Source organism: Chthonobacter albigriseus, assembly GCF_013839445.1.
In the GTDB taxonomy this organism is placed as follows: domain Bacteria; phylum Pseudomonadota; class Alphaproteobacteria; order Rhizobiales; family Pleomorphomonadaceae; genus Chthonobacter; species Chthonobacter albigriseus.
Map to the genome: position 1 here is coordinate 15,280 of NZ_JACDIT010000001.1, position 10,930 is coordinate 26,209.

8 protein-coding genes are annotated in these 10,930 nt (G+C 65.7%); 2 read left to right on the forward strand and 6 right to left on the reverse strand.

The window, feature by feature from the left end; genetic code table 11:
- Nucleotides 1-82: 82 nt before the first annotated feature.
- Complete coding sequence (locus HZ321_RS00060) at nt 83-979, reverse strand: metallophosphoesterase family protein (RefSeq protein WP_342343787.1); 897 nt, start codon at nt 977-979, stop codon at nt 83-85.
- A 487-nt stretch (nt 980-1,466) separates the two neighbouring features.
- Here HZ321_RS00060 and HZ321_RS00065 point away from each other — a divergent pair, with 487 nt between their 5' ends.
- Complete coding sequence (locus HZ321_RS00065) at nt 1,467-2,675, forward strand: glycosyltransferase (RefSeq protein WP_181698982.1); 1,209 nt, start codon at nt 1,467-1,469, stop codon at nt 2,673-2,675.
- 127 nt (nt 2,676-2,802) lie between these two features.
- A complete protein-coding gene (locus HZ321_RS00070) occupies nt 2,803-4,035 on the forward strand; it encodes a hypothetical protein (RefSeq protein WP_181698984.1) in 1,233 nt (410 codons plus the stop codon).
- A 46-nt stretch (nt 4,036-4,081) separates the two neighbouring features.
- Here the strand turns inward: HZ321_RS00070 and HZ321_RS00075 are convergent, their stop codons facing one another.
- From HZ321_RS00075 to HZ321_RS00095, 5 genes are all read right to left on the reverse strand, one after another.
- The gene (locus HZ321_RS00075; RefSeq protein WP_181698986.1) at nt 4,082-4,681 is read right to left on the reverse strand and encodes an LbetaH domain-containing protein; all 600 of its coding nucleotides are present in this window, start codon (nt 4,679-4,681) and stop codon (nt 4,082-4,084) included.
- Nucleotides 4,682-4,829: 148 nt separating this feature from the next.
- Complete coding sequence (gene gmd, locus HZ321_RS00080) at nt 4,830-5,897, reverse strand: GDP-mannose 4,6-dehydratase (protein ID WP_181698988.1); 1,068 nt, start codon at nt 5,895-5,897, stop codon at nt 4,830-4,832.
- 232 nt (nt 5,898-6,129) lie between these two features.
- On the reverse strand, nt 6,130-7,257 hold the full coding sequence (locus HZ321_RS00085) for an acyltransferase family protein (protein ID WP_181698990.1): 1,128 nt from the start codon (nt 7,255-7,257) through the stop codon (nt 6,130-6,132).
- Nucleotides 7,258-7,537: 280 nt separating this feature from the next.
- Nucleotides 7,538-9,553, reverse strand: coding sequence for a right-handed parallel beta-helix repeat-containing protein (locus HZ321_RS00090; RefSeq protein ID WP_181698992.1), 2,016 nt, complete (start codon nt 9,551-9,553; stop codon nt 7,538-7,540).
- A gap of 65 nt (nt 9,554-9,618) precedes the next feature.
- The gene (locus HZ321_RS00095; protein ID WP_181698994.1) at nt 9,619-10,926 is read right to left on the reverse strand and encodes a WcaI family glycosyltransferase; all 1,308 of its coding nucleotides are present in this window, start codon (nt 10,924-10,926) and stop codon (nt 9,619-9,621) included.
- Nucleotides 10,927-10,930: the final 4 nt, after the last annotated feature.

Here is a 10,930-nt window from a genome sequence, read left to right on the forward strand (position 1 = left end):
GTGCGTCGGTCCTGTCGGCCGCGGCCGAGCGAGGGCGTCCCGTTGTTGGGAAAGCCTGCCGGCATCGACAGGCGCACGAAACTCATCCGGTCCGGCGCGAGGCGCGGCGGCGCGGCGCCTTGCCGATCGGCACCACCGGGGCCGCTTCCACCGGCGCCGCCTCCAGAGGCGGGACGACCTGGGGGACGCGGTCCGACATGAAGACCTTCGGAGGCCCGGCATTGAGCCGAACCGCCGACAGGCGGCGCGAATGATATACGCCGGTGTCGACGCTGATGCGAGACGGGGCGATCTCCGGCTCGTCCACGGGCGTGTGGCCGTGCACGACGGTGTAGCCGATGTCGACCGGCGCCCGCAGGAAATCGTTGCGGATCCAGAGCATGTCGGCCGCGGCCTGGTCGGCCAGCGGCACGCCCGGACGGACGCCGGCGTGGACGAACAGATACTCGCCGAGCACCAGCGACATGGCGGTCATCTTGAGGAACCGGCGGTGGCTGGCCGGGACGCATTCGAAGAACTCGTCGAGCACCGCCTTGAGCTCGCCGCGGGAGTTCATCTCCTCCGGCACGTCGACGCCGTAGGAGCGGATGGTCTCCAGGCCGCCGAAACTCAGCCAATCCAGGTTGTTGAGCGGATCCTCCAGGAAGCCGAGCATGGCGACTTCGTGGTTGCCGGCCAGGCAGATGCGCTTGAAGCCCGCGGGCGGCGGCATGGTCAGGTGGTCGAGCACCTCGGCGGACTGCGGGCCGCGGTCCACATAGTCGCCCAGCATGACGATCAGCTTGGGGGCCTCGAAGGCCTTGGCGTCTTCGGCGATCATCGCCTCCAGCTTGCGCAGCTGCTCCATGCAGCCGTGCACGTCGCCGATGGCGTAGACGATGGTGTCGGCCAGATCGAACTCAAGCCGGGCGCGACCGTCGTTGACGGCAGGGGCGGATGCCGTGAGGGCCTTCAGGAGATTGCCGAGGAGACGCCTCACGAGCCCCTCCCCTTCAGCCCGCCGCGCAGGGCGGCGCCGCCGGTGCGACCGAGCGATGGAGACGACGATGGAAACCGCTGGAACCTACGCAACATCGGCCTTACTCAATCACGAACGACGCCTGCCAAACAGCAGGACCGAACCCGCCGGCGGATCAACGTCACGGGATCACGCTTCTCGCTGGTAAGCGAGTGCTGGATAAGCCCGTGTTAAGTTGATCTGCACCGTCAGCGAAGCAGTAAATAAAAGCATTACAATCGAGTGCTCAATTTAAGCTCGAATTGGCGCAGCGCACAACAGATTTCGCCGACAAGGATGGAAAATGGTGAACCGCCGCACGACCGTGCTGTGCGGTCCGGACAGGCTCCAGCCTGCGCTTGCACGGGGACGGCTGCGGATTCACGCTCTTTTGGCGTTCCTGTGGACATGATCGGGAAACTTCGGAATCACTGCACCGCCGCATCGGGTCGGCAGGCCAAGGACAACCATGCGCATTCTGCACGTCATTCCCTCGATGAACCCGCAGGACGGCGGCCCGGTGGAGGGCGTTCTCCAGCTCGCCGCGGAGTGGGAGCGGATGGGCCACGTGACGGAGGTTGTCAGCAAGGACGATCCGCGCGATCCGTGGGTCACCGGGTCGGCCGTGACGATCCACGGCATGGGGCCGAACACGAAATCCCTGACGGTGCTCGGGCGACGCCCTCCCCTTGCCGGTTATGGCTACACGCCCCGGCTGGCGCCTTGGCTGGCGGCCAACGCCGGGCGCTATGACGGGGTGATCGTCAACGGCCTGTGGAACTACCTGTCGCTCGGCGCGCATCGCGGCCTGATGCAGGCCGGCGTGCCCTATCATGTGTTCACGCACGGCATGCTTGACCCCTGGTTCAAGGAAAGCATGCCGCTGAAGCACCTGGCCAAGCAGGCGTTCTGGCTGTTCGCCGACGGCCCGCTGCTGAACGACGCGGCCGCCGTGCTGTTTACCACCGAGGAGGAGCGGGAGCTCGCGCGCAACCAGTTCCGCCCCTACCGGATCCGCGAGAAGGTGGTGGGCTACGGCACCGCCGACGTGGAGGGCGACCCGGAGCGGCAGGTGGAGGCCTTTCTTGCGGCGCAGCCGCAGCTGCGGGGCAAACGCACCCTGCTCTTCCTCAGCCGCATCCATCCGAAGAAGGGCTGCGACCTGCTGGTCCAGGCGTTCGGACGGATCGCTGCCGAGCATCCCGACGTCGACATCGTGATCGCTGGACCGGACCAGGTGGGCATCAAGGCCTCGTTGGAGGCCCTGGCGCGGGAAGCGGGCGTCGCGGACCGCATCCATTGGCCGGGCATGCTGACGGGCGATGCCAAGTGGGGCGCGTTCCGGCACGCGGAGGCGTTCATCCTGCCCTCGCATCAGGAGAACTTCGGGGTGGTGGTGGCGGAGGCGATGGCGCTCTCCAAGCCGGTGCTGATCACCAACAAGGTCAACATCTGGCGGGAGGTGGAGGCGTCCGGCTCCGGCATCGTCACCACCGACGACGTGGACGGCGCCGTGGCGCTGATGCGGCGCTTCCTGGCGCTGAGCAGCGCCGAGCGGGAGCGGATGGGCGCGCAGGCGCGCGACACGTTCCTGAAGTGCTTTCACGTCACGCAGTTCGCCAGGAACGTGCTCGCCGTGATCCGGGAAGGCTTGCCGCGGGCGGCCGATGTCGCGTAGGACGTCGGCACGCCCAGCCGTTTCCGTCGTCCGGGAGACCGCACCAACACCTTGTGGTAAGCGTCCTCTGTCATAAAGGTCGCGTGGACCACGAAAGTCGCTGCCTATGTTCGTTCCGCAGATCCTGATGATCCCTTTCATCCAGCTGGGCTTGTCCTACTGGATGTCGGTCGCGACGCTGATCGCGGTGACGATGCTGTGGTTCTGGCGCCGGACGCTGATGACCGGGTTCGTCGAAGACTTCGGATACCGGCCATTGCTGTTCGTGATGATGACCCTGGTTCCGATCATCACCTCGCCGCTCGCCTCGGACATGCAGGCGGCGCTGCGGACCGGCCGCGAGGCGCTGATCTTCTTCGCCATCACCTTGCTGTTCGGGCGGATGCTGGTCTTCATGGACCGCAAGCTGATCGACCGTTCGCTGAACGCCACGCTGTTCGTGACGGTGTGCCTGACGATGCTGGCGATCGTGCAGGCCTACTACTTCGCACGAAGCACCTATTTCGGCATTCCGCACGAGTACTTCATCGCCAACTCCAACACGCTGCCGAACCAGCTGGACCTGATCTACTCCAAGATCCGGCCGATGGGGACGTTCGGGGAACCCTCCTACTTCGGGTTCGTGCTGTTCTCGTTCTTCTACGCCTTCTCGCCGCTGCTCGACGAATGGCGGCGCGCGTGGGTCCTGCTGTTCTTCATCGCCGTGGTGATGCTGCTGTCGCAGAGCCTGTCGTTCTTCCTGTCGATGGGCGTCTATATCAGCTACTACGCGCTGGAGAAGCGCTACATCACCCCGGGCAAGTTCGTGCTTTCCGGGGTGCTGGTCGGCTCGATCCTGCTCGGGAGCGGCCTGCTCGACCACTATGTGGAGCGCATCACCAACATCGCGGACCAGAGCCAGGAGCTTTCCGGCTTCGTGCGCATCGTCGGCCCACTCCTGCTGCTGCCGGAGTATCTGGCGCGCTTCCCGTTCGGTAATTCGTTCGAGAACATGGAGTATACGCTGGCGCCGATCGTGACCTATCCGATCAAATGGGGCGAGTTCCTGAACAACGGGTTGTGGAACTTCTTCTTCGGCTACGGTTTCGTCGCGATCATCCTGGTGCCGGTGCTGTTCCTCAGCATCCGGGAGAACGCGACGCGCGTCTACATCTTCATGTGCCTGTTCTGCAACGGCGGCTTCCTGTCGATCGACAAGGCCGGCGTGTTCCTGATCGCGGTAGGGCTCTATCGCTCGCTGACCTACTCCGTCCCGCTGATCAAGCAGGAGGAGGAAGAGGCGGAAGAGGAGGCGGAGTCCATGATGGTGACGCCGCTCGACCAGGTCCTGCAGCGCGCGCCGGGGCCCAAGGCGCTCTGACCGGCGCCGCCGGGCAGGCGGCGGCCGGCGACCGGCTCCGGTCCGCTCAGGTCGTTTCCAGGAAATTGCGGCGCTTGCGAAGCGGCTTAGCTGGGTTGCCGCCGTAGACCGTCCAGGGCTCCAGGTCCTTGAAGGTCGCCCCGCAGCCGCCGAGCACCGACCCCTCGTGGGCGGTCACGCCCGGGCCGACGAAGGCGTTGGACGCGATCCAGGCGTAGCGACAGATCCGGATCGGCTTGGTGTAGAGCTGGAAGGTCGGACTGTCGATGTCGTGGGTGCCGGCGACGAGGTGGCTGTACTGGGAAACGATGGCGTAGTCCTCCAGCACCACCTTGTCCTGGTTGTAGCAGACCACGTCCCAGCCCATCACCGCGTAGTCGCCCATCTCCAGGTTGGGCGGATACCAGATCCGGGCGCTGCCGTAGACGCGCGCGCGCCGGCCCATTCTCGCGCCGAAGGCCTTCAGGAGGAGACGCCGCCAGGGATGGAGGGGCGGAGGCGTCCAGGAGGCGAGCAGCAGCCAGGTGACGCCCCAGACCGCCCGCCGCATGCGATGGGCCAGCGAGAAGCTGGCGCCGCCGCGCAGCGCGTCCGTCTCGGAGGCGTCGAGGATATCAAGGCGTTGGTCGGGGGTCTTGTCCGTCATCGCTTCATCCGAACCGGCAAACCGGATCCAAACCGGCGGGGGCCGAAGGGCCGGGCCGCCCGTCTGATGCGAAAACGCGAGACTCCGGACAACCGAAGCCTCGCGCCTCCAAGGTCAGGCAGGCGGCCGGGAGGGCCGCCCGATGCGATCACTCGGTGCCCATGCGGCGCGACAGCGCCTCGCGCGCGACGACCTTGATGTCGGACTGGACCATGTCCTTGACCAGCTGCGGGAACGGCGTGGAGTGGCTCCAGCCGAGCTGCTTGCGGGCCTTGGCCGGATCGCCGAGCAGCAGATCCACTTCGGTCGGGCGGAAGTAGCGCGGGTCGATGGCGACCAGCTTGCGGCCGTTGGCGGCGTCGTAGCCGACCTCGTCGACGCCTTCGCCCTTCCACTCCAGATTGACGCCGACTTCCTTGAAGGAGAGCTCGACGAACTCACGGACGGTGTGCGTCTCGCCGGTGGCCAGGACGTAGTCGTCGGGGTTGTCCTGCTGCAGGATCAGGTACATGCCTTCGACGTAGTCCTTGGCGTTGCCCCAGTCGCGCTTGGCGTCGAGGTTGCCGAGCCACAGCGTGCTCTGGAAGCCGTGGTGGATGGCGGCCACCGCGCGGGTGATCTTGCGGGTGACGAAGGTTTCGCCGCGGGTCGGGCCCTCGTGGTTGAAGAGGATGCCGTTCGAGGCGTGCATGCCATAGGCCTCACGGTAGTTCACCGTGATCCAGTAGCCGTAGAGCTTGGCGGCGGCGTAGGGGCTGCGCGGGTAGAAGGGGGTGGTCTCCTTCTGCGGCGTCTCCTGCACCTTGCCGTAGAGCTCGGACGTGGAGGCCTGGTAGAAGCGGACCTTCTTCTCCAGCTTCAGGATGCGGATCGCTTCCAGCAGACGGAGCGTACCGATACCGTCGGCGTTGGCGGTGTATTCCGGGGTCTCGAAGGAAACCTGCACGTGGCTCTGGGCGGCCAGGTTGTAGATCTCGTCCGGCTGGGTTTCCTGGACGAGACGGATCAGGTTGGTGGAATCCGTCAGGTCGCCGTAGTGCATGAAGAAGGAGGTCCGTCCTTCATGCGGGTCGCGGTAGAGATGATCGACGCGCTCGGAGTTGAACGACGACGACCGGCGCTTCACGCCATGTACTACATAGCCCTTGGCGAGCAAAGACTCGGCGAGAAGAGCACCGTCCTGGCCCGTGACGCCGGTAATCAAAGCAACTTTCATCGATTCTCACCTAAAATTGTGTTCCGGTCGGGAGGCTAGCGGCAGGGGCCGCCTTCATCAAGACCCTACCGCCGAGAGACGAGATCGTCGTTAACGCGGTGCAGCATATTTGCCGGAACCGATTTCGACTTAGGATATAATGAACTTCGCATTAAACTGCTTGTCGTTCCGCGGCTTCCGGGTAAGCGGGCCGGGCGGTTCGGTCTTGTCCGATCCACCCGGCCGAGCCGCGTCACGCGGTACGGGCCGACGCCGCGCGGGGCGCGAAGTGGGCGTTGAGGAAGGCGATCAACGGCTTCTCCACCAGGAAGTGCATGATCACCCCGCCTGCCGTGGCGAGCACGGTGACGCCGGCCAGCACGACGTAGACGTTGGTGTCGGGAAGCACCTTGGCCCAGACCGTGAGGAGGATCGAGATGATCGCGGGGTGGATGAGATAGACCGCATAGGAGGCGTCACCGAGCACGTGGGCGAGACGCTCGATCGGGTTGGCGCAGCGGGTGACCCCCAGTCCGACGAAGAGGATCAGCGCCGACATGCAGCCGAGAACAAGCACGTCTCGCAGCACGCCGATCTCCAGGCCGAGGACATAGGTCGCCACCATCAGCAGCGACGACAGGCCGACCAGCACGGGCAACTGCAGCCTGCCGGGCAGAACCGGGATCGAGCCGTTGCGCAGCAGCAGGTTGCCGAAGATCAGGCCCAGACCGAACTCCACGTTGGCCGGGTTGCAGAAGAAGTCGAGCAGGCGCGCCTCGTAGAAGCCGACGTAGCCGAGATCGCGGAGCGGCACGTAGACAAGCGGGGACGCGCACCAGAGCACCAGGATCCAGGTGCGGCGGACGGCCATCAGCATGGTCAGGCCGAAGACGATGTAGAACAGGAACTCGTGGCGAAGGGTCCAGATCTGGTCGGGCTTCACCTCGCCGACCGGCCACAGCAGGATCGCGCGCCAGTAGGGCAGCAGGTCTTCCGGAGCGCCGCGGCCGAGGACACGCAGACCCAGGTAGACCAGGATACAGACCCACATGAACGGGATGATGCGGATGAACCGCTTGATCATGAAGTCGACGAAGCCGAGCCGCGCCGTGTAGGTGCGGCTGTCAAAGGTGGCGTAGCTGATGATGAAGCCGCTGATGACGAAGAACAGGTCGACGCCGACCCAGCCCATCTCGAAGAACTTGCCCGGGCTGACGCCGAAGTACTTCGGAAAGGCGATCATGCCGGCGGCGTGCGTGATCACGACCATCAGCGCCGCCAGGCCGCGGAGGTACTGGACACCGACGATATCGCGCCGGGCGGCGCTCGGCGCCGGCACCACGGCCGCGGTCGGAAGAATGGTGGGTGTGGGGACGTCCATCGCCGCTTTCCTCTAACGCACACGCTCCGATAGCCGCCGTGGTCGGCAGGTCCGCCGAGGGCAAAGGATCCCGGATCCTTCGCGCGGTGGCGCGAAAGACATGGATCCGCGCCAGGGCCGGCATCGGACTTCGATTGAAGTTGAATGTGGATGGCCGGCTTTTAGCCGGCGTGAGCTTCGACTACAGCTTACGCTGTCGTGTAATCACTTACTTCACAGCAGATGGACACTTCGGGCCTCCGTCGGTGTTTTTTAACCATCTACCCCAAATCAACCGCCGCTAATCGAGTAATTTGAAGTAAATCATATCTTGCATTATGCGACGGCGCTCGGCGAGGTCAAGCGACAGGCCCTTCAAAGTATCGTTTAGCTTAATAACGTTGTTTACCAACTCACCGTCATCGTCACTTTTGACGGGGGGTGTGTCGGCGGGAAGCTCTATATTGCCTTCTTCCGTGAGATAACTACGGATTGCCGGATCGGTGAACTCGAGCAGGGGCTTGCCAAATGCGGCATTCCCTATGATTCGGTTGCCCTTGGGCACACCAAGCTCATCGTCGAGGATGTTGACGAGTTCAGGATAGCGGCTCTTCCAGGGCTCGGTCGCATAAGGCATCGCGTCGAGGTTCTGACGCAGCTGGCCGCCGGCGGTCATGTCCTTTTGCCAGTTGAGGCCCCGGTCGTCGAAATGGATGGCGGGGCGGCGCGTCCAGAGGAAGACGTTGTTCTTGATCAGGTGATCACGGCCACCGCCGAGGACGACGGCGCGGTGCACCCGCACGAAGACGTTGCGGGTGAGCTCGACGCCGCTGAACTGGTCGTCGAAGTAGACGCCCGTGACGAAGGCCTGCTCCGGCGCGCCCCAGCCGATATCGTGCAGGTAGTTGCCGGTGATCACGTTGCCGCGCATCGTCCAGTCGCGGCCCATGTAGATGGCGCCGGCGTCGTTGGTTTCGCGCAGGACGTCCTCGATCTCGTTGTTCTCCACCCGGTGGTCGTTGCCGCCGAGGACGACGGCCGAGTGGGGCCCGTGCGCCAGGTAGGAGCCGCGCAGGGTGTTGCCGACGCCGTGCAGTTCAACGCCCGGCCGGTAGGTGGGGCTGTCCTGGCCGAAGCGGACGACGGCGCTGTTGGCGATCACGACGTCGCCGCGGCCGAGCGACGGCCGGTCTCCGGAGTAGACGGTGATGCCGGTCTCGGCAGTGTCGGCGACGACGCAGCGCTCGACGGTCAACCGGCGGGAACCCTCCACCATGACTCCGCGCGAGCCGGTGTTGCGGATGCCGCAGTCGCGCAGGGTGATGTCGTCGCCGCCGGTGAAGGCGACGACATCGCCGAGGGTGTTGGCGAGTTCCAGCTTCTCGATCAGCAGATTGTTGCTGCCGTTCACCGCGAAGATGCTCTTGGTGACGGCGACCTCGACGGGCGCGCCGGGATCGAGCGGGAGGAAGATGGCGCGATCGGCGGCCGCATCGAGGTAGTACTCGCCGGGCTGGTCGAGCGCCGCGATCGCGTTCACCGCGGCGATGCGGAAGGGCATGTCCTCGCGCAGGTCGAGCGGGGCCTGGAAGCGGCCGATCCGCAGGCTGTCGCCGTCCGGCTCGCCCGGCAGGATCGGGACCGTTTCGTAGGCCCAGTCGGACACGAAATAACCGGCGAGCAGCGTGTTGGGGTCGCGGGCCCAGGCCGCCGCGTGCTCCGGCGGGACGGTGACGCGGTAGCCGTCGGGGTCGGCGGTGGCTGTCGCCTCGCTCCAGTAGCCCTCGTCCGGCCAGCGGGCGGGGCGGAAACGGCGGCCGTTCTGGACCAGCTCGAAAGCCGAATCCGGCGTGCCGACATAGGCGCCGCGCGGCCGCAGCTTGCGATCGCCGGGCAGGCCGAGGTCCTTGAGATCGACGACCAGCGCCTTGCCGAGCAGCGCAGGGGCAACGTCAGGCGCAGCGGCCAAATCGGCCTCCGCAACGGGACGGGTGGGGGCGGCGACTGAGCCCAGGACGGAAGTGGATCCATCGGCTGCGCCGCGGATGACGAAGGGTGTCCCCGGCACACCGGACTCGGCTCGGGTCAGGGAGATGATGCGGTCGACCCGGTGGACGCCGGATACGAGTTCGATGGCGATCGGCTCGTCGGGCGCGTCCTTGCGGATCTCACGGGCACGATCCACCGCGGCCGTCAGGCTGCGGACCGAAGCCGGCGTTTCCTGCGAAAGGGTCGGATCCACGAGGATGGTCGCCGCCGGCGCGGGATGGCCGGCCAGCATCACGGCCGCTAGGCCGCCCAGAGGAAGGTATCGCATCCCAGCTCCGATTGTCGTCCAGCGTGAACGCCCCCGCAGGGACGCTTATTCCGCCCCCGTTCGCCTTATTTGTGAACGAGCTTCGACGTGTCGGAGTGGATCGGCGCGATGACGCGCGTCGGAGCGGCAGTTGCCGGTGCTTCGGCCCGAAGCTCGGTTTCGAACAGCAGGCTCTCGAACTGCGCCAGCGCTTCCGGCTTGGAGAGGCGACGGGCCAACCGCAGGCGCGACTCGGCGGTGCCGGCTTCCTCCGGATTGGTGACGAAACGCTCCATGGCGGCCGCGAGCGCGATCGCATCGCCGGGAGGAACGATGACCGCCGCGTCCTTCAGGAAGGCGGCGAGCTCGGTACCCTCCTGCGCGGTGACCAGGATCGGCTTGCCGGAGGCCAGCATGCCGCCGAGCTTGGACGGCAGCACCAGGTCGGCGACGTCGGCCTGCTGCGGCAGCAGGTGGAGATCGGCCAGCGCCAGGAATTCGCCCAGCCGCTCGTAGGGCTGGAACGGCAGGAAGCGGATGTTCGGCAGAGCGCCGAAGCGGTCCATCAGGGCCTGCTTGGCGGGCCCTTCGCCGGCGATGACGAAGGTCATGTCGATCTTGCCGCAGACGCGCGCGACCGCTTCCAGCAACACGTCGAGACCCTGCTTGACGCCGATGTTGCCCGAGTAGAGGCCGACCACGGTGCCGTCGGGAATGCCCAGTTCGGCCCGGTAGGGGCTCGGTCCGGCCATCGGCTTGATGTGGTCGAGGTCGACCCAGTTGCGGACGATGGACAGGCGGCGCGGGTTGACGCCCTTGCGCAGCAGCTTCTCCGACATGCGGTCGCCGATGGTGACGACGCGCTTGAAGCGGCGGACGATGAAGCGGTCGAACATTTCGCCGACGCGCTTGGACAGGCCGCGGCCCTCCAGGTGACCCATGGCGAAGGCCGCCTCGACCTCGAGATCCTGGACATGCAGCACCGAACGGGCGCCGGTCAGCTTGGCCATGAGGAGGGCCAGCGGCGTGACGAACAGCGTCGGCTCGACACAGATGATGGTGTCGGGACGCTTGCGCAGCACCTGCCAAACGAAGGCCGGAGCCGAGGTGACCGCGAAGCTCAGCGGCGCCAGCATGCGCCAGATCCCCTGCATCGGCTTGCGCAGAAGCAAAGGACAGCGGATGACGTGCACGCCAGCAAGGTTTTCAGAGGTGAATCCGAAGGTGGAGTAGTCGCCCGTGATGGTCCAGCCAGGATAGTGCGGAGGCGTGGTAACGACCGTCACGTCAACGCCCTGCCCTGCGAGAAATTCGCCGAGTTCACCCGTGCAACGACCAGCACCCGCAATTTCCGGCGCATAATTGATAGCGTACACGATAGCGCGTCTGGTCATCACA

Bases quoted from the DNA above. Each gene is read 5' to 3' on its own strand.
- HZ321_RS00065 (WP_181698982.1), top strand. From the start codon at position 1,467: ATGCGCATTCTGCACGTCATTCCCTCGATGAACCCGCAGGACGGCGGC.
- HZ321_RS00070 (WP_181698984.1), top strand. From the start codon at position 2,803: ATGATCCCTTTCATCCAGCTGGGCTTGTCCTACTGGATGTCGGTCGCG.
- HZ321_RS00075 (WP_181698986.1), bottom strand. From the start codon at position 4,681: ATGACGGACAAGACCCCCGACCAACGCCTTGATATCCTCGACGCCTCC.
- gmd (WP_181698988.1), bottom strand. From the start codon at position 5,897: ATGAAAGTTGCTTTGATTACCGGCGTCACGGGCCAGGACGGTGCTCTT.
- HZ321_RS00085 (WP_181698990.1), bottom strand. From the start codon at position 7,257: ATGGACGTCCCCACACCCACCATTCTTCCGACCGCGGCCGTGGTGCCG.
- HZ321_RS00090 (WP_181698992.1), bottom strand. From the start codon at position 9,553: ATGCGATACCTTCCTCTGGGCGGCCTAGCGGCCGTGATGCTGGCCGGC.
- HZ321_RS00095 (WP_181698994.1), bottom strand. From the start codon at position 10,926: ATGACCAGACGCGCTATCGTGTACGCTATCAATTATGCGCCGGAAATT.